This is a genomic window from Alistipes sp. CAG:268 (assembly GCA_000434235.1).
Taxonomy (GTDB): Bacteria; Bacteroidota; Bacteroidia; order Bacteroidales; family Rikenellaceae; genus Alistipes; species Alistipes avistercoris.
Window position 1 is genome coordinate 1 of record FR891980.1, and the last position, 22,795, is coordinate 22,795.

General features: G+C 59.4%; 20 protein-coding genes, 1 tRNA gene and 1 pseudogene. 15 read left to right on the forward strand and 7 right to left on the reverse strand.

Features of this window, described 5'->3' with window-relative positions; genetic code table 11:
- From QZL63_RS02720 to QZL63_RS02740, 5 genes are all read right to left on the reverse strand, one after another.
- Window positions 1-661, reverse strand: a 661-nt coding sequence (locus tag QZL63_RS02720; protein WP_290585741.1) for a TonB-dependent receptor, incomplete at its 3' end; no start/stop codon positions are given.
- Window positions 662-796: 135 nt separating this feature from the next.
- Complete coding sequence (locus QZL63_RS02725; protein ID WP_022307801.1) at window positions 797-2,089, reverse strand: cysteate synthase; 1,293 nt, start codon at window positions 2,087-2,089, stop codon at window positions 797-799.
- Window positions 2,090-2,114: 25 nt separating this feature from the next.
- The gene (gene nspC / locus QZL63_RS02730) at window positions 2,115-3,245 is read right to left on the reverse strand and encodes a carboxynorspermidine decarboxylase (protein WP_022307802.1); all 1,131 of its coding nucleotides are present in this window, start codon (window positions 3,243-3,245) and stop codon (window positions 2,115-2,117) included.
- A 200-nt stretch (window positions 3,246-3,445) separates the two neighbouring features.
- Window positions 3,446-4,555, reverse strand: a complete 1,110-nt coding sequence (locus QZL63_RS02735) for an OmpA family protein (protein WP_022307803.1) — start codon at window positions 4,553-4,555, stop codon at window positions 3,446-3,448.
- A gap of 198 nt (window positions 4,556-4,753) precedes the next feature.
- Window positions 4,754-5,944 carry a saccharopine dehydrogenase family protein gene (locus QZL63_RS02740; RefSeq protein WP_022307804.1) on the reverse strand — a complete coding sequence of 397 codons (1,191 nt, stop codon included), beginning with the start codon at window positions 5,942-5,944 and terminating at the stop codon, window positions 4,754-4,756.
- Window positions 5,945-6,085: 141 nt separating this feature from the next.
- Between QZL63_RS02740 and QZL63_RS02745 the strand changes: the two genes are divergently transcribed.
- From QZL63_RS02745 to QZL63_RS02755, 3 genes and pseudogenes are all read left to right on the forward strand, one after another.
- Window positions 6,086-6,161: transfer RNA gene (locus QZL63_RS02745), tRNA-Lys, on the forward strand.
- 554 nt (window positions 6,162-6,715) lie between these two features.
- Window positions 6,716-6,898: pseudogene (locus tag QZL63_RS02750) on the forward strand (YdeI/OmpD-associated family protein); the annotation flags it as partial.
- A 66-nt stretch (window positions 6,899-6,964) separates the two neighbouring features.
- Complete coding sequence (locus tag QZL63_RS02755) at window positions 6,965-7,465, forward strand: GNAT family N-acetyltransferase (RefSeq protein WP_290585812.1); 501 nt, start codon at window positions 6,965-6,967, stop codon at window positions 7,463-7,465.
- 202 nt (window positions 7,466-7,667) lie between these two features.
- Here the strand turns inward: QZL63_RS02755 and QZL63_RS02760 are convergent, their stop codons facing one another.
- Window positions 7,668-8,486 (reverse strand): AraC family transcriptional regulator, encoded by an 819-nt coding sequence (locus QZL63_RS02760; RefSeq protein ID WP_290585770.1) that lies wholly within the window; start codon window positions 8,484-8,486, stop codon window positions 7,668-7,670.
- Window positions 8,487-9,045: 559 nt separating this feature from the next.
- Here QZL63_RS02760 and QZL63_RS02765 point away from each other — a divergent pair.
- From QZL63_RS02765 to QZL63_RS02805, 9 genes are all read left to right on the forward strand, one after another.
- Window positions 9,046-9,618 carry a LemA family protein gene (locus QZL63_RS02765; protein WP_022307807.1) on the forward strand — a complete coding sequence of 191 codons (573 nt, stop codon included), beginning with the start codon at window positions 9,046-9,048 and terminating at the stop codon, window positions 9,616-9,618.
- Window positions 9,615-10,634, forward strand: coding sequence for a DUF3137 domain-containing protein (locus QZL63_RS02770; RefSeq protein WP_022307808.1), 1,020 nt, complete (start codon window positions 9,615-9,617; stop codon window positions 10,632-10,634). Before QZL63_RS02765 ends, QZL63_RS02770 begins: the two co-directional genes overlap by 4 nt.
- Before the next feature lie 55 nt (window positions 10,635-10,689).
- A complete protein-coding gene (locus tag QZL63_RS02775) occupies window positions 10,690-11,346 on the forward strand; it encodes a hypothetical protein (RefSeq protein ID WP_022307809.1) in 657 nt (218 codons plus the stop codon).
- Between the two features lie 22 nt (window positions 11,347-11,368).
- The gene (locus QZL63_RS02780; protein WP_022307810.1) at window positions 11,369-12,730 is read left to right on the forward strand and encodes a hypothetical protein; all 1,362 of its coding nucleotides are present in this window, start codon (window positions 11,369-11,371) and stop codon (window positions 12,728-12,730) included.
- A 12-nt stretch (window positions 12,731-12,742) separates the two neighbouring features.
- On the forward strand, window positions 12,743-13,834 hold the full coding sequence (locus QZL63_RS02785; protein ID WP_022307811.1) for a trypsin-like peptidase domain-containing protein: 1,092 nt from the start codon (window positions 12,743-12,745) through the stop codon (window positions 13,832-13,834).
- Window positions 13,835-13,837: 3 nt separating this feature from the next.
- Window positions 13,838-14,509: a hypothetical protein gene (locus QZL63_RS02790; protein ID WP_022307812.1), complete on the forward strand. Its 672-nt coding sequence runs from the start codon at window positions 13,838-13,840 to the stop codon at window positions 14,507-14,509.
- A 30-nt stretch (window positions 14,510-14,539) separates the two neighbouring features.
- A complete protein-coding gene (locus QZL63_RS02795; protein WP_022307813.1) occupies window positions 14,540-14,998 on the forward strand; it encodes a hypothetical protein in 459 nt (152 codons plus the stop codon).
- Window positions 14,999-15,133: 135 nt separating this feature from the next.
- Window positions 15,134-15,769: a hypothetical protein gene (locus QZL63_RS02800; protein WP_022307814.1), complete on the forward strand. Its 636-nt coding sequence runs from the start codon at window positions 15,134-15,136 to the stop codon at window positions 15,767-15,769.
- Between the two features lie 27 nt (window positions 15,770-15,796).
- Window positions 15,797-16,546 (forward strand): hypothetical protein, encoded by a 750-nt coding sequence (locus QZL63_RS02805; protein WP_022307815.1) that lies wholly within the window; start codon window positions 15,797-15,799, stop codon window positions 16,544-16,546.
- Window positions 16,547-16,631: 85 nt separating this feature from the next.
- Here QZL63_RS02805 and QZL63_RS02810 read toward each other — a convergent pair whose 3' ends face one another.
- Window positions 16,632-17,219, reverse strand: coding sequence for a sigma-70 family RNA polymerase sigma factor (locus QZL63_RS02810; protein ID WP_022307816.1), 588 nt, complete (start codon window positions 17,217-17,219; stop codon window positions 16,632-16,634).
- A gap of 309 nt (window positions 17,220-17,528) precedes the next feature.
- On the opposite strand from QZL63_RS02810, the gene QZL63_RS02815 reads away from it, so the two are divergent.
- The 3 genes from QZL63_RS02815 to QZL63_RS02825 all read left to right on the forward strand — a co-directional run.
- Entirely contained in the window at window positions 17,529-18,476 is a 948-nt protein-coding gene (locus QZL63_RS02815) for a FecR family protein (RefSeq protein WP_022307817.1), read from the forward strand.
- Window positions 18,477-18,654: 178 nt separating this feature from the next.
- On the forward strand, window positions 18,655-21,990 hold the full coding sequence (locus tag QZL63_RS02820) for a TonB-dependent receptor (protein WP_022307818.1): 3,336 nt from the start codon (window positions 18,655-18,657) through the stop codon (window positions 21,988-21,990).
- Window positions 21,991-22,005: 15 nt separating this feature from the next.
- Window positions 22,006-22,795 (forward strand): SusD/RagB family nutrient-binding outer membrane lipoprotein (locus tag QZL63_RS02825; protein ID WP_290585785.1); only part of this gene is annotated, 790 nt, incomplete at its 3' end.

Consider the following 22,795-nt stretch of genomic DNA (forward strand, 5'->3'; position numbering starts at 1 on the left):
CGCCGTCGGTAACGCCGCCCGAGAGGTTGGCGTAGGCGTAGCCGTACTGTCCGCCGCTTCCTTCGAAGCGGAGGTAGCGCGGCCGCAACGGCGCCGTGCGGATATTGACCGCGCCGGCATAGGCGCCGACTCCCGGTACACCGTCGATCAGATCGACGCCCGAAATGCAATCGAGATCGACCGGAAGCGAATGCGACTGGTGTCCCGTGCGCGCATCCGTGAAGTCGATCCCGTTGAGCAATACCATGGTTTGGTCGAATGAGCCTCCTCGGACGGAGATGTCGGCCTGCGCACCTTTCGCTCCGCGTTCGCGGATATCGACCGAAGGAGAGAGCCGCAATGCCGATTCCAGAGTCTGGACGGGCTCGGCATAGAGGCTTTTCCGGTCGAAAAGCGGGGTGTGCGACTGCGCGTTCCGCGTCGGGGAGGTCTGGCTCCCCGATATGCCGACCTCTTCGATCCGCAGCGTCCGGAGGACGGCGGTCGTGTCGGCATTCTGCGCGGTGGCGGTTCGCACACCGAGTTGCAGGATCGACATCCCGACAGCGAGGACCCCGATGGTCACGCTGCGGTGCATGCTCGCAAAGGCCGACCAGCCTTTGCGGTTCCAGCGACGCCAGCGACCACCCGGAAGATGCTGTTCTGTCTGGATGTGTTCCATTTGTCCGTTGAAATTAGTTTGGGTAATACATTAAAAAAACCGACGGCCCGGACCGGGGCCGGCTGCATGCCCCCGGTTCAAGCCGTCGCAAAGATATGCTTTTTTTTCGAAAGTCAAGGCTTTCGCATCATTCGATCACGCGAAGAGCGTCTCGACCCGCTCCACAACCTCGTCGGCGTCGGGATCGAGCGGGAAGACGTGGCTCGGTTTGAGGTACCAGAGCTCCTTGCCCTGCTGGAAGTGCTCCTCGCCGCCGCCCGTGATGTTGAGCATGATCGTGGCGTCGCGCTCGACCTTGCCGGCCGCCACCGCATTGATGAGCGATGCCGTGGCTACGCCCGCGGCCGAGTAGATATCGACCCCCTCGAGCTCCTTGAACAGCTTGCGTGCCTTGCGTGCCATGGCGTTCGTCGCCACGAAGATGTCGCCGCCGGTGGCCTTCAGCGCATCGTAGAGGCCGCCGCGGATGCCGTAGGGCGGATGGCGGTTCGACAGTACCTTGGCATCGATGATCTCCGCGTCGCGTCGCGCCTTGTCCTCGTCATAGGGAAGCATCGCACGCGAATCGGCCTGCCAGGCGTCGTACATCGGGACGAACGGCGCATTCTGCGAGACCATCAGCTTCATGGTATTCTGCCCGAAGCGTCCGTCGGCGATCAGCCGCTGGTTGGCCTCCCAGGCCGCAATGGCGCCCGTACCGCTGCCGACGGCCTGGAAATAGTAGTCCGGGATGCGGCCGATGGCCGTCACGGCCGAGAGTACGGTGCAGGCCATGCCGTCGCGGCGGGCGATGTTCTTCGCTCCGCCCTCGGCATAGAAGCCCGGACCCTTGAGGGCCAGGTCGCTCAGGTAGATGGCGTCGAAGTAGTCGCCGCCCGGAGCGCACGAGATCAGTTTCACGCAGGGGTTGAGCGGCGCGTCGAACCACAGGGCGCCGATGTTGTCGTAGGGAACCGACAGCAGCAGCGGAATGTTGTTGTCGGAGCAGACCTTGGCGAAGGCGCGGGCCGTATTGCCGGCCGAGGCCACCACGAGCACGCGCTTCTCATCCTCGGGAATGCGGCCGCAGACGCTGTAGGCCTCGGTCTCCTTGAACGAGCAGGTGGTCATCGTGGCTCCGATGGCGGGGAAGTAGCCGTTGAAGGTGATCCACAGGTTGCTCAGGCCGAGGTGCTCGGCCAGTCCCTTGCTGCGGTAGGTCACCGGGGCCGACGACCCCTTGAGCATGCGCCGCACGGGAAGCCAGTCGGCGTAGCGGTAGAGGCCCCATTCGGCCGGTTTCACGTCGAGCTGACGCTTGGCATAGCGTGCACGCACGAGCGAAGGCTCCTTGCACTGCGGATCGGTCAGGATCCAGCCCGTGTCCTCGAACTCGCGTCCCGTGGCGACGCACTCGAGCGTGTAGGACGTAGGTGTAAATGTTTCCATGTAAATCGTATGCTTGTTTGTTTATTTATGACATCCGGTTCTTGTAGTCCTCGTAGCCGAACTCGCGGATCACCTCCGTGCGGCCGTCGCGGCGGACGATGACGATTGAAGGGTGCTGCACGCCGTTGAACATCGTGGTCTTGACCATCGTGTAGTGAATCATGTCTTCGAAGACGATGCGCTCGCCCACCTTCAGCTCGTGGTCGAAGGCCCAGTCGCCGTAGAAGTCGCCGGCCAGGCAGCTCGTGCCGCCCATCCGCCAGCGGGGCTCTCCCTCGGCAGGTTCGTGCGCCCCGACGATGGCCGGTTTGTAGGGCATCTCGAGGCAGTCGGGCATGTGGCAGGCGAACGAGACGTCGAGCATCGCCGTGCGCACGCCGCCGTTCTCGACGATGTCCTCGACGGTCGAGACCAGATAGCCCGTGCGCCAGGTGAAGGCACTGCCCGGTTCGAGAATCAGCCGCAGGTGGGGATGGCGCGACCTGAACTCGCGCAGCAGGGCGATCAGCTCATCGCAGTCGTAGTCGGCGTGCGTCATCAGGTGGCCGCCGCCCATGTTGAGCCACTTGACGCGGTCGAGCAGGTGGCCGAAGCGCTGCTCGACGGCCTCGAGGGCCAGCCGCAGGTGCTCGGGGCGCGATTCGCAGAGGACGTGGAAATGGAGTCCCTCGATGCCCTCGGGGAGCTCGCGCAGCTGTTCGGGTGTGATGCCCAGACGCGAGCCGGCGACGCACGGGTTGTAGAGGTCGGTCTCGACGGGCGAATAGCCCGGGTTGATCCGCAGACCGCACGAGATGCCGTTGATCAGGGCCCGCTGTCCGAAGCGTTCGAACTGGGAGAGGGAGTTGAAGGTGATGTGGTCGCTGCAGCGCAGGATCTCGTCGAAGTTGCGGTCGGTATAGACCGGGGCATAGGTATGGGCCGATCGGCCGAACTCTTCGAAGACGAGCCGGGCCTCGGCCGCGGAACTCGCCGTCGCTCCGTCGGAGTGGCGCGCCAGTTCGGGGAAGATGCTCCACATGGCGCAGGCCTTCAATGCGACGATGATCTCGGCGCCCGACTCGCGCCTTACGCGGTCGATCAGGGCCAAATTCGCATCGAGCAGCGTCTCGTCGAGCACATAGCACGGGGACGGCAGTTTCAGAAAGTCAATCATCGTTGGGAAGTTCCGTTCAAAAACAGGGACAAATGTAACAATTTCATCGCGATCCGCACTCCTGCCTAGCGGGGAAAATCCCGTGGCGCTCGGCGAAATAGGTATTTATACTTACCCTTCGGGCATCCGTTGCGGGGAGGAAATGGCAACGGCGACGGGGATTCCGTCGCCGTTGCTCGAAAACGGGCTGTTAAGGCCTACTACCGGGCAATGCAGATGCTCACTCGGTTCTCCACAGCCGTAGAGAACGGTTGCTCGGTGTCGCCTTTGTAGTCGATGTTGATGCGGTCGGCCGGGATGCCGGCTTGCTGCAGGGCATCGGAAACGTTGCGGGCGCGCTGCTCCGAAAGCTGGAGATTGCGGCGCTGGCTGCCCGTAGCGGCGTCGGCGTAACCTGTGATGCGGACGGTCGCTACGGTATTCTTTTTCAGGTAATCGACCAGCGAACGGATCTTCGGCTGCTCCTCTTCGCTGATATTCGTCTTACCGATCCGGAAGAAGATGTTCTCACGGAGCGGCTGGGGCTTCTCGACGGCAGGCGTCGGTGCCGGCTGCTCGGGAGCCGGTTGCGTTTCGGACTCCTGCGGAGTCTCCGCCGGTTCGGCCGGTTTGACCGGAGTTGCGGGTACGACTGCGGGCGCAGCGGCCTTGCGGTGGCTCTTGCCCAGGCGGATCGAGAGTCCGGCCAGTGCGTTGAAGTGCCAGTCCACGTTGCCGGCCTTCTTCGAGTTGAACTTGTCCGAAAGGATGTTGGCATTCACTTCGAGGCCCAACTGCACGCGGTTCGAGACCCGGAAATTCACGCCGACTCCCATGCGGCCCACGGCAAAGGCCTTGCTGTCGGACCAGATGTTGTCCATCGTGTAGCCGGCATCGTTGAGCGCAACGGCCTCGTCGTTGTTGAAGGCGTAGTTGAGCCCGACACCTGCAAAGAGGTAGGGATTGACCGTGCGTGTAGGATTGAAACGTCCGAAGAGGTTAGCCAGATCGAGCGTGGCCTCGACATTGCCCTGCAGGAAGTTGTAGTCGTAGGGCGATGCGGGTGAAGCCCAGGCACCGCGGGCCTGCCAGCCGCTCAAACCGAAACGGAGCCCCCAGACGGGCGAGAAACGGTAGCCGGCAGAGAGAGCCGCAGCCGGAGAGACAAGATCCCCAAAACTCGTCTCCCCGAGCGTATAGGCGGCTCCAGCCTGTACTTGCAGATACCAGTGACGGTTGAATCCGGATCGGTCGCCATCCCCGGCTGCCCGACCCGAATAGGGCGTCGCAATCAACAACAACGCCCCGGCGATACAAGCTATGCGTTTCATGTTATGAAAGGTTAATTTTTGCACTCTGATTCCTTATTCTGTCACAAAGATAATAAAATGTATCATATATGATACAAAATAAAGATAAAAAAAGTATCTTTTATACAAAAAAAACAGGCGCATGGTCCGAAAGACCATACGCCCGAAAGCATATACGGAAGGGAAACGAGATGCGCCTGTCCCGGTGTCCGCGAAGCGTCAGACTTCGATATCGACGTCGAACAGCTCGTGCCAGGGCAGTCCCTGCTCGCCCAGCTCGGCCAGGAAGGGATCCGGGTCGAACTCCTCGACATTGAAGACACCGGCGCCGCGCCAGAGGCCCTTGGCCCACATCGAGGCGCCCAGAGCGGCCGGGACACCCGTCGTGAACGACACGGCCTGCGTGCCGGTCTCCTTGTAGGCCTGCTCGTGGTCGCAGTTGTTGTAGATATAGTAGGTGTGCTCCTTGCCGTCCTTCACACCGCGGATGCGGCAGCCGATCGAGGTTTGCCCGTGGTAGTTGGCTCCCAGCGACTTGGGATCGGGCAGCACGGCCTTGAGGAACTGGATCGGCACGATCTCGACGCCGTTGTAGAGGATCGGGTCGATACGGGCCATGCCGATGTTCTGGATCACGCGCAGGTGCGTGAGGTACTCCTGGCCGAAGGTCATCCAGAAACGGGCGCGCTTGATCGACGGATAGTTCTTCACGAGCGACTCGAGTTCCTCGTGGTAGATCACGTAGGATTCGCGCTCGCCGATGCCGGGATAGTTCAGCGGCTTGTGGATCTCGTGCGGCTCGGTGACCACCCACTCGCCGTTCTCGTAATAGCGGCCCTTCTGGGTCACCTCGCGGATGTTGATCTCGGGATTGAAGTTCGTGGCGAAGGCCATGCCGTGGTTGCCGGCATTGCAGTCCACGATGTCGAGGTAGTGGATCTCGTCGAAGTGGTGCTTGGCGGCATAAGCCGTGAAGATGGCCGTGACACCCGGGTCGAAACCGCAGCCGAGGATGGCCGTGAGGCCGGCGGCCTTGAAGCGGTCCTGATAGGCCCACTGCCACGAGTACTCGAAGTGCGCCTCGTCGCGCGGCTCGTAGTTGGCCGTGTCGAGGTAGTTGCAGCCGCACTCGAGGCAGGCATCCATGATCGTGAGGTCCTGATACGGCAGGGCCACGTTCACGACGATATCGGGTTTGAAGGCGCGGAAAAGCTCGCACAGCTCCGCAACATTGTCGGCATCGACCTGGGCGGTCTTCACGCGGTTGCCGCCGATGGCTGCGGCGACGGCGTCGCATTTGGACTTGGTCCGGCTCGCAAGCATCACATCCGAAAAGACGGGATTGGCCGCGATCTTCTGCGTCACGACCGTACCGACGCCTCCGGCTCCGATAATAAGCGCTCTACACATAGGAATCGTAGGATTTAACGGTTATTTTCTTAAGTTTTTTATTCTTGGCAGTACAAAAATATCGTTTTATTTTGGGAAAACAAAAATATTCCCTACATTTGCACCACCAAAATCGGGGAGCAATTCCCTTTTGGCACGGGAGAATCCGTAGCTCAGCAGGTAGAGCACAACACTTTTAATGTTGGGGTCCTGGGTTCGAGCCCCAGCGGGTTCACCAGAAAAGAGCTGACAGTCAATCGATTGTCGGCTCTTTTTATTTTCTCTACCCTATCACGATTTCGGGTTTTGAGCCTCAAAAAACGCCCTTTTTCGGGCGCAGGGTACGCATTGGGTATACATTAGGGTATGCATGAAAGGCTTGAGTTCCACCGCGCGAAAACTGAAAATCTATTTATATTTCGTATTTTTGTCAAGACGACAGAATATACCTGAAAAACAAGGATCATGCATAATTTGCTGGAGGTGAAATCGAGGTCGGAGCTGCGTGAATGGCTTCGGCAGAACCACGACAGGGAGACGGAGTGCTGGGTGGCGGTCAGGCGGGGAAGACCCGTTGATGACGGCACCTTCCGGTATGTCGATGCCGTGGAGGAGGCCTTGTGTTTCGGATGGATCGACAGCACGGTCAAGAAGATCTCCGACGAGGTGACAGTCCAGAAACTTTGCCCGCGAAAGCCCCGCAGCAACTGGTCTGAGCTAAATAAGGAGCGCTGCCGCCGCATGGAGCGGCTGGGGCTGATGACCGATGCGGGACGGGCCGTATTGCCGGATATGAGCGCAGCCGGATTCACCATTGATCCTGATATTCTGCGCGAATTGCAGGCCGATCCCGTGCTTTGGGAGAACTTCCGCCGCCTGCCGGAACTCTACAGGCGGGTGCGGATCGATACCATTCAGATCAAGAGGAACCAACCTGAACTTTTCCGCAAACGCCTCGACAAGTTTTTGGAAAATACCCGCAGGGGAATCCTCTACGGCGAATGGAACGACAACGGCCGGTTATGGGCGGAAGATTCTGAGATGGAGCCGTTTGTATTGAGACCCTGGCGCGAGTCGGACGGCCCCGCGCTGGTGAAGTATTTGAATAACAGGAAGATCTGGAACAACTGCCGCGACGGCCTACCCTATCCATATACGGAAGAGGATGCGCTGCGGTTCATCCGATCCGCCTCGGAGCAGGAGGGCTCGCGGAACTACTGCATCGAAATCCGGCAGGAAGCGGCGGGCAATATCGGGTTCATCCGCGGGACGGACGTGGAACGCTACAATGCCGAGGTGGGCTACTGGCTTGCCGAGCCCTACTGGAACCGCGGAATCATGTCCCGGGCCCTGAAAGAGGCTGTCGGGGAGTATCTCCGGCAGACGGATGCCGTGCGCATCCATGCCCGGGTTTATGCCGGCAATCGGGCCTCCATGCGGGTTCTGGAGCGGGCCGGATTCCGGGCGTGCGGCATCTGGCGCAAGGCCTGCTTCAAGAACGGGCGGTTTGTCGATTGTCACTGTTACGAGCTGCTCGGGTGACCGGATCACCCTGCGTGCGGCGGCCCCCGGCGGCGTTCGGGTTCGGCGGGGCTCAGGACCTCCAAGACACGCCGCGAAGAGAGGCGGGCCCTCTTCGGCGACATGGCCGCGAGTGATATTTTTCGACCATTCGGATCGGGCATGGATTCGGGATTCATCGGTTAGACAAAGATAGGGAAGGCCGATGGATCCCGAATTCTGTTCAGAGATCGGAAATTTCGGAGCAGAGGCCGTTTCCGGGCTCCGCAAGCCGTCTCCGCAGCTGCCCGGGCGGCGCACCGAAATTGCGGCGGCAGTAATCCGCAAACGTGGAGGGCATCCGAAAGCCGTTCTCTTCCGCCACCTGACAGAGCGGGATGTCCGGCGACCGGAGCATCCGCTCGATCCGGGCCATGCGCTGCCGGCGGAGCCATTCGGAGACGGGGATGCCGAACTCCTGCCGGAACTGCCGGCGGAAGGCGGAGTCGGACATGCAGCATGCACGGGCCAGCTCCCCGCCGGTCGGCGTCCCCGTCATCCGGTTTTGTGCCGCCTGCACCCGCTCCCGGAGACCGAAGGGGTGGAAGTCGGGAAGGTATTTCGCAAGGGCGCGGAAATCGCGCTCGGTCAGCGAAGAGGTTGCGGAGCCACGGTCGGCCGGCGCGGCATAAAGCCGGTATTGGCGAAGCACATCCCCCATCATCAGGTTGTAGAAGACATTCAGATGGGGATATTCCTCCTGCCGGTTGGCCAGCGACTGGGCCCGCGCACAGGACAGCAGGCCGCGGCCGTTCCCCGTCCGGCAGTAGTGGCGCCAGGTGTCGATGAGGAAGCCGAGGACCCGATTGTCCGGACAGAAAGCCGCCAGCATGAAGAATGCGGCCTCCCCGTGCGGCTGTTCGGGCGGCACGGGGTTGCAGAGGCGGATCTGCCGCACCAGCCAGCGCATGGCCGGGATGTTTCCCGACAACGACACCAGCGGGTTCCAGCTCCCGGGCCGCGAAAAATCGACCTGCCCCGCAGCCGTCAGAACCCGTTTCACCCAGCCGTCCCACTCCGTTCGGAGGGAGGCCTGCTCCAGACTTGCACGCAACCGCCTCATACCAATATACAACAACCTCCCAAAGATACGACATTTTTCGGATCCGGCATCGTCCCGGATTGCAGGAGCGGATCACACGGGGACAAGGGGCCGCTGCGCCATTGTCGTCTTTACGGCGGAATAAATCGTTCTTTTTTGCACATGACGCCTTGCGGATGAAGAAAAAAAACTATATTTGTAGAGAGATTGGGCGACATACCCGATCGGATACATACGAAGCGTTATGCTGATCTTGTAGTTTTGGGAACCTGAGAAATTTTCAAACTTGGCACGAGAGATGGCATGGCGGCTCTCACGTTCGCGTGGGCTGCTATCACCATATTCGTGCTAAAGGTAATCTCAGGACCTCCAAAACCCAATATGGCCGCAGACCCACGCTTTGTGTATATCAGGGCCCGGGCCGAAAGCCCGAATACCGGAGGAGCAGGATGGATGCGGCGGAGACACGAAAATTTCGAAACAACCCGGAAAATACCGAACCCGATAACAGATATACATTATGTCTACCGGAACAATCCTTATTGTCATCGTGGCTGCAGTCGCCGTGCTGCTGGTCATATGGGGCATCGTCACGCACAACAGCCTGATCGCCCGACGCAACCGTGTCCGGCAGTGCCGGAGCGGTATCTGCGTGGTCTTGAAGCAGCGCAACGACCTGATCCCGAATCTGGTGGCCTCGGTCAAGGCCTACATGGGCCACGAGAACGAACTCCTGACGCGCATCACCGACCTGCGTTCGCGCGCGACTTCGGCCGCGGAGAGCGAGCAGATCCGCGAAGGCGGCGAGCTCTCGTCGCTGCTCGGCCGGCTCCATGTCGCCGTCGAGAATTACCCCGAACTGAAGGCCAACGCGCAGTTCCTCCACCTGCAGGGGCAGATCGAGGAGATGGAGAACGAGCTGCAGGCCATACGCCGCACGTACAATGCGGCCGTGACGGACTACAACAACGCCATCGAGATGTTCCCCTCGTCGATCATCGCCTCGTGGGGCCGCCATACGCAGGAGGCGCTGATCGAGATCCCCGACCCTGAAAAACAGGCGGCTTCGGTTGCCGAACTCTTCCGGTCATGAGCGCCCCGACTCCCGATTTCAAGGAACTTTCAGGCCGGATGCGCCGGCAGCTGACGCGCATCGCCCGCCTGCGAAGGGTGGTGAGGATGCTGCTCGTGATCGTCTACTCGACGACGCTGTTGTGGTTTGCATTCTGTCTCTTCGGCGGCTACCTGCTCGCCTCGGCCGACTACGCGACAAACGTACAGACCAGCCAGTACATCCTTTACGGATTCGTCGTTTTCTGCGTGCTGCACTTCGCCTTCATGCGGGGACTCCAGTCGCTCGGCGAGCGGGAGACCGCGCTCATGGGCCGCATCGTCGGCGAGCTCTTTCCCGAGGCCCGGTTCAATCCTGCGGGAACGGTCCATCGTGAGGCGCTGGCCACCAGCCGGCTCTTCAGCGAATCCACGTCGCTGGCCGGGATGGAGGCGACCTCGTACGGACGGCTGGAGATTCCCGTCGGCGAGCGGACGATGCAGGTCTGCGACGTGGGCATCACCCCGCTGCACGGCAGGGACCTTGCGGCCAATCCGCTCACGGTGCTCTACCGCTCGATCGTCCGGCCGATCCTCGGCGCGCGGGTCGAAAGCACGATGCACACCTTCCGCGGCATGTTCGGATACTGCCGCACGCGGCGCGAGTTCCGGGGGTATGTCCTGCTGCTGCCCGACCATCTGGAAAACAGGGTCGGCTATCTGGCACAGACCGTCCAGCGCATCCGCCAGAAGAACGGCGCGAAGTTCGTCCACCTGGAGGACCCCGAGTTCGAGAGCCTCTTTGCGGTCTATGCCGACGACGAGGTCGAGGCCCGCATGGTGCTGACACCCGCGATGATGCGCCGCATGACCGAACTGAGGCGGTCGTTCAACCGCGACCTGATGATTTCATTCCGGGGAGACACCCTCTATTTCGCCTCCGAGACTCCGGACGGATTCCTCCGCCCGGGCCGCAAGTCGCTTGGCGACGAACGGCTGCTGGAGCAGTTCTGGCGCGAGATCGACTTCTGCCGCACCCTCGAATCCGAAATGGAATGAAACAAAACGATAACCGACACAAAACACACAACTAATCCTCAAACACCTTATTTCTATGAAAAGATTTGCTTGTTTCGCCGCCGTCGCCGGCATGGCCGCCCTGTTCGTCTCGTGCAACAACGTCAGTTCGATGCTCGGAGGAGCCAAGTATCCGGCCGACCAGGCGGAATCCTACGCCAAGGCCGTGGAAATCCTCAAGGAGAAGATCGACACGACGAAGTTCAAGATCTTCGACATGCGCTTCCAGGAGGGAGAGGAGCTCTCGAACGAACTGAGCAGCATCTCGCTCGACATGGTCAATGCGGACAACTTCGCTTTCCGTCAGGCATACTACCTGGACGGCCGCGTGGGACAGATGAACGACTACTCGACGAGCGTCAATGAGATCGACTACGCGAAAATCAAGGGCATCAGCCTCTCGGCGATCGACCCGGCAGCCATCGGACGCCAGATCGAAGAGGCCAAGCAGCTCCTGCCCGAGGGACACACCTTCCAGTCGGTCAGCGTCTACGAGATCAGCGAAGTGCTTCCGCGAAGCAGCGGTCTGATGAACCGGGGCCGCGATATCGGCGCCCAGGAGGCCGAATTCAAGATCTGCTTCACCGAGGACGGCAAGGAGACCGAGACCTCCGGCGGCCAGGTGACGCACCTCTACTACGAAGCCAAGATTCTGGTAAATGCCGACGGCACGATCACGCCCGAAGAAGAATAACCGTTAAACCCGATAACGACCTATGAAACGTACACTTCCCTTTATTGCGCCGGTTGTGGACTCCACGCAGAGTGCCATGCAGCGCGACCTCTACGACAAGAGCATCGATCTGTACGGAGAGGAGCAATACGTCGAGGCGTTCCACACGCTGCTCGACCATCTGAATCCCGAATTCCGCACCAAGTACGGCAATGCCGAGGGGACGGAGTTCCACCTCCCCCACGGCTCGATCGTTGTCAATGTGCGCCTCGACGACCGAATGATGCATATCGACGCCGACTTCCTGAACCTCCCGGCCAAGGGGCGCGTGGCCATGCTGCGCCAGGTGGCCGACATGAACATCAACCGCCTGCTGCTGCCGCGCTTTACGAAGGAGGGTGACCGCCTGAAGATGGAATACCACTGCCCGCTTGCGGAGACCCATCCCCACAAGATCGTCACCATCCTGCAGAACATCTGCCGCGTGGGCGACCGCTACGACGACGAGTTCTGCACGAAGTTCGGGGCCACACGCTGCTACGAACCCCGCGTGACGCCCTACCCCGCGGAGACCGTGGACCGCATCTACGAGGCCGTCCAGTCGCTCGTCCGGGCGACGCTCGATGCCGTCAGGGAGTACAACGACCAGCGCCGCTACGGCTATTCGTGGAACGTGATCGACACGACGTTCTACCAGATCTCCTACTTCGCACAGCCGCAGGGACAGCTGGCAAACGACCTGGACAAGGCCGTCGATGACATGGACGAGGAGTTGCCCGTAGCCGAACTTGTCATGAAGGGCATGGCCTTCCTCGAGAAGCTGCTCGCGATGCCGAAGGAGAAGCTCGCCGAAGATCTCTACTTCGTCGATACGCTCGTCTCGATCAAGGGCCCCTCGTCGCTGCAGAACGTGCAGGAGAACATGAAGGATGTCTACGAGGAGGCGACGGCCGCCATGCAGAACAAGGACCTCGAGCGCGCCGCCGTGCGCATCTGCTACAAGTTCTACGAGGCCTACTTCTACAACGACATGCAGGACGACCTGAACGCGATCTTCGTCAAGGCGCTGCGTGAGGCCGCCGACCAGCCGATGGAGAAGGCCGCCGAGACGCTCTGGAACGCGCTGGACAAGGTCATGGAGGGCGAGATCGACGAGGACGACGACGAAGGGTTCTTCTCCGGGGTGATGGAGGGCAACCCAATGGCGCAGCAGATGATGGAACAGGCCCAGGCACAGGCGCAGGCCATGCAGCAGAAGATGGCCGCAGCGATGGGCGGAGGCGAGATTCAGGAACTGCAGCAGAAGATGACCGAGGCGATGGCGCGCGGCGACATGGCCGAGTACATGCGTCTGGCCGGCGAGCTGCAGCAGAAAATGATGAGCGGATTCTTCAACAACAACTAAAAACGATGCACCATGGAACAGAATATCTATAGCGTAGTATTCAAGGTAACGCACGCCGGAGGCTCCGGAAGCTGTTTCTACCTGAAGGACCGGGACCTCTTCGTCACGAACTACCACGTGGTCGAGGGCTTCCACACGGTGGCCGTCCACGACAACGAGCGCAATCCCTATCTGGCCCGGGTCGTACTCGTGAATCCGACGCTGGACATCGCCCTGCTGGCCGTCGATCACGACTTCTCGGCACTCCCCGAGCTGAACCTCGCGGCCGCCGATTCGCTCGCGATCAGCAACAAGATCCGCGTGGCGGGTTATCCCTACGGCATGCCCTTCACCGTCACCGAGGGCACCGTCTCGTCGCCCAAGCAGCTAATGAACGGGCAGTACTACATCCAGACCGACGCGGCGGTGAACCCCGGCAACTCCGGCGGCCCGATCATCAACGACCGCAACGAGGTGGTCGGCATCACCGTGAGCAAGTTCACCAACTCCGACGCCGACAACATGGGCTTCGGCATCCGCGTCGAGACGCTCCACAAGCTCTTCGACTCGCTCGGCGAGCTGGATCGCGACTGCTTCCAGGTGCAGTGCGAGAGCTGCGACGAACTGATTTCGGACGAGGAGGAGTTCTGCCCCTCGTGCGGCGAGAAACTGCCCGAAGGGGTCTTCGAGGAGCGTCAGCTCTCGCCCCTGAGCGAGTTCTGCGAGGCGGCCATCGAGAAGATGGGCATCAACCCCGTACTGGCCCGCGACGGCAACGAGGCGTGGCTGTTCCACAAGGGCAGCTCCGAGATCCGCCTGTTCGTCTATGACCGCACCTACCTGTTCGCCGTCTCGCCGATCAACCTCCTGCCCAAGAAGGATGTGGAGAAGGTGTTGGACTACATGCTCGACACGGATTTCTATCCCTACAAAATGGGAATCGAGGGGCGCCAGATCTACCTGTGCTACCGCATCCACCTGGCCGACATCTCGGAGGCGTCCGAGGAGCGGATCCAGCAGAACCTCGTGCAGCTGGCCGAAAAAGCCGACGAGATGGACAACATGATGGTCGAGCGGTTCGGCTGCGAGTTCTCGGCCTATTCGAAACAGGAAAACGAGGCATAGACCATGCTGGACCTCAAACAACTGACCGCAGCGCTCGAAGGGGGAGAGATTCCCCCTTCGTTCGATGCGAAGGCCATCGGGAAGCTCTCGAAGCGCTTCCTGCGTTGGAAAAACGCCCGGGTAGTCCATCTCTACCCGGTTCGCGGCGTCTCGCACGAGGACTCCCGCTACTGTCTCTATTCCTGTCCGCTTAACGGCACAACGATCGACGAAGAGACCCTGCAGGCCATTCATGCCGAGATCGATTCGCTCGAAATCGGACACATACGCTACGACTCCGTACAGTCGGAAGGAGCCGATTACTATGTGCTGGACGAACACGGAAACCATTGCGGCATGGATGCGGACGACGACGTCGTCGCCCAGGTCAGCGACCGGTTCGACGGCCTGGTGCTCTTCACCCGGACGGTATTCTCGCCCAAGCATGCGGCGCGGCTCGACTGCCACTATGCGGCCCTCGGAATCTCGAAGGAGCCCGACGGCTACGAGATCGAGCCCCTGTCGAACGCCATGCTCGGAGAGGCTGGCGGCGGGCTGCGTTTCCGCGGCCCGATGGTGGAGATCCCCGATGCGGAGGAGGAGTCGCCGGCCGTAGAGAAATACCGCCAGACGATGACTCTTGTGATGGCTCTTATGCTGGTCGCCGCCGTAATCTGGTACCTCATCAAAGGATAAACGTTTTTTTTATTCAAAAAACTTCAGACCATGAAAACATTCAATTACGCATCGACTTCGGCCGTCAAGGAGAACCTGACCTATCTGATCCTGGGCGCCGCCCTGATCGTCTTCCCCCTCGTTCATCCCTTCGGCATCCGCATCGGCGCCAAGCCGGTGCTCGGTCCCCTGCCGACGACGATCCTTCTGATCATCGCCGGACTCTACATGCTCTATACGGCCTACCGCAAGATCCGCCAGGCCCGTGCCCTCTCGGCCAAGGGCGGCGTCATCACCGTGGACGACGACCGGGTGACCTATCCCGTGATCCGCAAGGGCCAGGTCGAGACGGAGGCGTTCTCCATCTCCGAGATTTCGAACATCTCGTACGACGAGGAGGACGGCATCCTGACCGTGACGCTCGGCGGCGGCAGGGAGGCCAAATTCGATCTCGACTTCTTCGACAGCCTCGACCGGCTCAAGGAGTTCGCCGCACTGCTGCAGAAGTAACAACCGGCGCCATCGTTCGGGACCCGCAACACGGTGGGTCCCGGACGACCGTTCCTGCCGCTCCGGCTGCCTTCTTTTGTTTTTGAGATAAAATACTTAACTTTACATCCGTCAAAACCCCAAATCCCCAACACCATGAATCCGCGGATCATTCGCGCCATGCTGCTGTCGCTGCTGTGCATGGCAACCGTATCGGTCGTCCAGGCCGCCTCGACGGTTCAGGGCCGCATCTACCTCAAGGACGGTCGGGTCATCGAATGCGGCGAAAAGGACCGCATCGAACTCCCCAAACACGAGCGGGATGTCAAACTGCTGCGCCGGGCCTTCTACAAGGACAAGAGCAAGGAGATTTACCGCTACGAGGAGATCGACTCGATCGTCTGCTGGCATGCCACGGCGCCCGAGCACCCCCGCAAGTTCATCCCGGCACCCGATGCCGGCTGGTTGTGGGTCTACGTCGAGACTCCGCACATCTGTGTCGGCGTCTACTCGCACAAGGGCTACGGCATCGATTCGAACGGAGGCATCGAGGTGCTGGTCAAGTACCGCTACCTCAGCCGCTCGCGCACGGCCTACTACCTGCGCAAGGCCGGTAAGGAGAACTTCGAGGTCGTGGGTTCGGCCAGCCGCCGGGGCAAGGAGCGGTTCCGCGAGGCGGTGGCCGCATACATCGCCGACGATCCCGACCTCGCGGAACGGATACTGCAGTCGAAAACCGACCGCAGCAAGACCATCCTGATGCTCGAGGCGTACGATCCCGAAAACGATTGAACGTTTTATCCCTAATCCCCAAATCGTATGAAACACTTTTTTATCTGTGCGCTGGCGGCGCTGGCCGCCGTCTGCACGATCTCCCGGGCTGAAGCCAAGGATCCCGAAGAGGCGGAGTCGGATCATGTGATCGTCACCCTCAAGTCGGGCGAGCAGGTCGATTGCTACGTCCACCGGGGCTGGCATGCCGAGAACTCGGTATTCAAGAAGGAGAACTACTCGTTCAAGGTCACCAAAACACCCGACGACAAGGAGCCGATCGAATACACGGCCGACGATGTTGTGAGCATCGACTATGTCGAGACGACCGAGAACCATCCGGACGGGCTGCGCTGGGAGTCGCACCCGCTTGCCAAGCCTAATTTCTCCAGCCGTTACCACACCCTCCAGATGCTGTTCTGCGTCGATAAGGCGGGCAGGAATGCCACCACCTACTGGTGGAAAATATGGGTCTCATCGGGAATAAACGGCATGGGCCGATCGCTCCAGACCAACTTCGGCGTCCGCTTCCACAACGATCCCGAAGGGATTGTCTACCCCTACATGCTGGTCAATTCGGTGCTCATGAAGGATCGCTACCCGGGTCTGCAGGATTTCTGCAAGAAGTGGTTCAAGGGGCCCGAGGGCAAGGTCCACAAGAAGGAGGCCGAGGAGAACGACGCCTGGATTCTCGACATGTATGACGCCTATCTCGAGCAGATGGGCGACGAGGCCGGCAACCTGCCCTACCCCATTCCCGACAAGAAAGCCGGTAAGAATCAGGCCGACAAGGAGTAGCCGTCGGTCTACAGCGGGTTCCGCGAACGGGAACGCCTTCGGGCGCTCACCCGTCTCGCGGAACTTATTTTTTTGGGGGAGGGGGTCACTCGGATCCCATCGAGGAGAGGAAGATGACGGCGGCAGCCAACAGATAATCTTTCAACGGCGCACGAAGCAGCAGACTGGCGCGCTGGATTTCCGACGTTACCTGCCGGACCGTCAGATTGAACTTCTGGGCAATCTGATAATAAGTCATGTTCTCCAGCCTGCTGGCCAAAAATACGTTGCGGGTCAGTACGGGCATTTTTGCCAGTTCGCGGCGGTATATCTCAACTATTTCGGACTCGAACAACTTGTCGATCAGCTCTTCATTGGAGAGTGTATTGATACCCGATTCTATTCGCCACAACTCCTTTCTGTAGAGTTCGCTGTGGGCTTTGAGCATTGATTTCCGCTTGCGGAGGAACGAGATGCATCGGGTTCGGATGTAATTATAGATATACCCCTTGATGTTTATGTCGATATCGAGCTTGTCCCGATGTTCCCACAAATACATGAAGCCATCGGTCGTAATATCGGTCGCAACCTCGATATCATTCACATAGGAGTACGCGATTCGTACAAAACGCTCCTTGTCGTTGAAAAGCCTGTCAAACTCTTCCGCCGTCAATATTTTCGTCGGCTTTTCCATGCCCAAACTTCGCTATTGCGATCAAAAATAATAAATATTTGCGAAAAAGCGGCCTTTTATCGGAAAAGAGATTCCGAATCGCAGGACAGAACGCAGCTTTTCCCATCCTCCATCGGGAAAATGCCGGCATGATTTGCAAACCACATAAAAAAACAGCATGCGGCAACTGACTTATCGCAAAACAATTGCAATAAATAAAATATCTTATTTGGTTATTAAATAAATTTATTTGCAAAAAAGTCTGTAAACTCCCCCGCGCCATGCGTTTAAATGATAAAAGACATAAACAAAGACAAATTTCAACGAAAGATGAATCAGGACGTAATATACAGGGCCTTGCGCGGAGAAGCGTCGCCCGAAGAGCTGGAGCAGGTCGAGCGGTGGTACATGGAGGATCCGGAGGAGTTCCAGCGATGTGCCGATGAAGCGCATCTGCAGATCGACATGATGGAGCTGTACGGCGAGCAGATGCGGCCTACGAGCTGGATCGTTACCCACTGGAAGCGTGTTGCGCGCATGGCGCTGCAGGCTGCCGCCATGCTTGCCGTCGGTCTTTTTATCGGAGGATATGTCGGCCGGGAACGGACCTACGAGCTGTTCTCCGAACAAACCAACACATTGCAGGCCCCGAACGGCCAACGCCTGAAACTCACCCTGCCGGACGGAACCGGAGTCCAGCTCAACTCCGGCTCGGTCATCGAATATCCCTCCGTGTTCGGCAAAGACGTCCGCCGCATCAGGCTCTCGGGCGAGGCCATGTTCGATGTAACGCACAACGAGGAGCAGCCCTTCGTCGTAGAGACCTTCGCCTCCGACATACGGGTGTTGGGAACGCGGTTCAACGTAGTGGCCAATGAAAAACGCCGGCGATTTTCCACGGCTTTGTTCGAGGGACGTGTCCGGATCACCAACAAACTCGACCCGACCCAGAAAGAGATCGTATTGAATCCGAACGATGTCGCGAATCTGTCAAACGGCCACCTCTTCGTGGAACCGATCACCGATCCGGAGATTACATGCTGGACGGAGGGCCTCGTCAGCATATCGGGCCTGCCGTTCGACGAGCTGATGGAGAAATTCGAGCAGGCGTTCGATGTCAAAATCAGGATCGAACTCGAAACTCTTCCGGACATCCGGAACGTCAGCGGCAAAATCCGCGTAAACGACGGCATCGACAAAGCGCTCCGCATCTTGCAATACACGGCAGACTTCTCCTACAGAAAGAATCCGGAAACGAATGTGGTGACGATATACTGATCCCCTTCCATCCATTGTCCAACCCTAAACAGAATTGCCTATGAAAACGTAGCTGCAGACCCACCCGCAACTCGTTCAACAAAAAGCCTGCGGAGGTAGGATGCCGCAGGCCCGATAATAGATTGAATTGAGTTTTTGAGACAACCAACTAACCTATTACCTAAAACATTGCAAAGATATGAATAAAACAGTATTCTTCCACAGGTTTCGAAGGCTGTTTGGGTTCGTATTGACAATCTCCCTGCTCGGAAGCGTGTGGGCGGTTTCGGCACAGAATGCCCGCATCTCCATCAAAATGGAAGACGCTTCGATTGCGCAGGTCATGAAAGAGATTGAAAATCAAACTCGTTACTTGTTCATCAACAAAGGTGTCGATACCCGAGACAAAGTCAGCATCGACGCCGCACAAAAAACGGTTCAGGACGTATTGGCACAACTCTTCGCCGATACGGACATATCCTACCAGATCGACGATTCATACATCATACTCACCCGGAAGGACGATCGTTCGGCTCCGGTTTCCGTCTCCGGAAAGATTCTGGATGCGGCGGGCAGCCCGATTGTCGGGGCCAGCATTCTGGTTCAGGGCACGACCGTAGGTGTCAGTTCCGATATCGACGGAACATTCACGCTTCAGGTCCCGGCTCCGGCCGCCGACCGGTCGCTTGAAATCAGTTTCATCGGCTACACGCCCGTTACCGTGGCCGTGGCCAACCGAACCTATTTCGAGATAAGGCTTGAGGAATCCGCTTCGCAAATCGAATCGGTCGTCGTCACGGCCCTGGGAATCAAGAGATCCGAGAAGGCCGTGGCCTACAACGTACAACAGGTCAAAACCGAGGACCTGACGACCGTCAAGGATGCCAACTTCATCAATTCGCTGTCGGGCAAGGTGGCCGGCGTGACGATCAACGCCTCGTCGTCGGGTGTCGGCGGTGCCACGAAGGTCGTGCTGCGCGGCAACAAGTCCATTTCGCAGTCGTCGAACGCGCTGTACGTTATCGACGGTATTCCGATGTACAACTTCGGCGGCGGAGGCGGCACGGAGTTCGACTCGCGCGGAGCCACCGAGTCCATCGCCGACCTGAACCCCGAGGACATCGAGTCGATGTCGGTGCTGACGGGCGCTGCAGCCGCCGCCCTCTACGGTTCGGAGGCTGCGAACGGCGCGATCATGATCACGACGAAAAAAGGCGAAGCCGGGGCCTTGAAGGTGACGCTTTCGAGCAATACGGAGTTTCTGGACCCGTTCGTGCAACCCGAGTTCCAGAACCGCTACGGAACGGGGCTCAACGGGCAGCGCAGCGGATCGAACATCTACAGCTGGGGCGAACGGCTGAATGCAGCCTCGCGCTACGGCTACACGCCAGATGACTTCTTCGAGACGGGGCACGTCTACACGAATGCCTTTACGCTTTCGGGCGGTACGGACCGCAACCAGACCTATTTCTCGGCTGCGGCAGTCAATTCCGACGGGATCATCCCCAACAACGAATACGACCGCTATAACTTCACCTTCCGCAACACCTCCTACTTCCTGAACGACAAGCTGCGTCTGGATGCCTCGGCCAGCTACATCTACCAGCAGGACCAGAACATGACCAACCAGGGCGTCTACTCGAACCCGCTGGTCCCGGCCTACCTCTTCCCGCGGGGCGAGAACTTCGACCTCTACCGCCGTTTCGAACGTTACAACGAGGGTACGAAGCTCATGGAACAGTTCTGGTCGTCGGACATGGAGGGCGGCGACCTGCGGATGCAGAACCCCTACTGGATCGCCTACCGCAACCTCCGCAACACGGACAAGAAGCGCTACATGCTCTCGTTCTCGGCCTCGTACGACATTCTGCCGTGGCTGAACGTCTCGGGGCGCGTCCGGATCGACAACATGAACTCGCTCTACACGCAGAAACTCTACGCCTCGTCGAATACGACCATCACCGACGGCGGCAAGAACGGCCACTACACCGAGGCCCGGGCCTACAACACGCAGACCTACGGTGACGTGATGGTCAATATCAACAAGACCTTCGGCGACGACTGGTCGCTGAACGCGAACATAGGCGCCTCGATCAACAACATCAAAACCGATGAGTTGTCGTACCGCGGCCCGATCCAGGAGAACGGACTTCCGAACGTCTTCAACGTCTTTGACCTCGACGACACGAAAAAACGTGCCGAGAAGACGGGCTGGCACGACCAGACGCAGTCTCTGTTCGCCTCGGTCGAGGTGGGTTGGCGTCAGATGCTCTACCTCACGGTGACGGGCCGCAACGACTGGGCCTCGCAACTGGCCAACTCCCCCTCCTCGTCGTTCTTCTATCCGTCGGTCGGACTGTCGTGGGTGCCGACATCCACATGGGATCTGGGTGAGGCGTTGAGCTACCTGAAGATCCGCGGCTCGATCGCCTCGGTGGGTATGCCTTTCCCGCGTCACCTGACCATCCCGACCTACGAATACGACGCCACGAACCGCGTCTGGAAGGACAAGACCCACTATCCGATCGGGGACCTGAAACCCGAGCGCACGACCACCTACGAAGTGGGTCTCGACGCACGGCTGTGGCAGCGCATCAGCCTCTCGGCTTCGTGGTATCAGGCCGACACGAAGAACCAGACCTTCGACCCCTCGCTGCCGCCTTCGTCTTCCTATACGACGATCTACCTGCAGACGGGCCACGTCCGCAATACGGGCGTCGAGTTGTCGGCCGGATATGACAACCAGTGGCGCGATTTCCGCTGGGAGACGAACTTCACCTACTCGTGGAACCGCAACGAGATCATCGAACTGGCGGCCAACGCCGTGAATCCCGTAACGGGAGAGCCGTTGAATCTCAACAAACTCGATATCAAGGGCCTGGGCAAGGCGAAATACATCCTCAAGGAGGGCGGCACGCTGGGCGACCTCTACACGACCTCCGACCTGCGCTTCAACGACAACGGATACATCGAGGTGGACAAGAACGGCAACCTGCTGCTGACGGACGAAGGGGACGACATCTACCTGGGTTCGGTCTTCCCCGACCACAACCTGGCATGGCGCAACGATTTCTCATGGAAGGGCATCAATCTCGGCGTGCTCTTTACGGCCCGCATCGGCGGCATCTGCTACTCCGCGACGCAGGCCAACATGGACCTCTACGGCGTTTCGGAAGCTTCGGCCGCAGCACGCGATGCCGGGGGCGTGTGGATCAACGGCCGCGAGCTGGTCGATGCGCAGAAGTGGTACCAGGCCATCGGTTCGCAGTCGGGCCTGCCGCAGTACTACACCTATTCGGCGACGAACATCCGTCTGCAGGAGTTGTCGCTGGGCTACACGCTGCCCGCAAAGTGGTTCCGCGACAAGATGCGCATGACCGTCTCGTTCGTCGGGCGCAACCTCTGGATGATCTACTGCAAGGCGCCGTTCGACCCCGAGGCCGTCGCCTCGACGGGCCTGAACTACCAGGGCATCGACTACTTCATGATGCCGTCGCTCCGGAGCCTGGGTTTCAACGTAAAATTCCAATTCTAAATGAACAGCAAGACCATGAAAACTACGAATCATAAGGTGCAGCGGCTGCTGCTTGCGGTCGTGCTGCTCGGTCTGGGAGCCTGCACGGGGGATTTCGAAGAGATCAACCGCAATCCCAATCAGGTCACCGAAGACCAGATGGAGGCCCTGAACTACAAAACCGGCACAAAATTCAAATCGCTGCAAAGTCTGGTCATCCCGGTCGAAGAACACATGTACCAGTTCAACGAGTCGCTTTCGGGCGGTCCGTTCGGCGGCTATATCGGCGCGACGGTCGATACGTGGCAGACGAAGTTCGAGACCTACAACCCCTCGGCCGACTGGCGCAAATGGCCCTTTGCAAATGTCATCACGGAGACCTACACACCCTACAAGGGCATCGTCGGCGGTACGGACGACGAGGTGGCCATAGCCTTCGCCAGGTTGTTGCGCGTGGCCATCATGCATCGTGTGACGGACTCCTACGGTCCGATACCCTACTCGCAGCTCGAGAGCAACGAGTCGGTCTATGTAGCCTACGACTCGCAGGAGGCGGTCTACACGAAGATGTTCGAGGAGCTGGATGAAGCCATCGAGATCTTGGGCCGCAACACGACGCTTCCGGCCGAGGCATGGAGCCGCTACGACGCCGTCTACTACGGCAACATCGCCCAGTGGCTCAAGTATGCCAACTCGCTGAAACTGCGCATGGCCATGCGGCTCTCCTACGTCAAGCCCGAACTGGCGAAGGCGAAGGCCGCCGAAGCCATTGCCGGGGGCGTCATTACGGCGAATGCCGACAATGCGGCGATGCATGCCGCGGGGA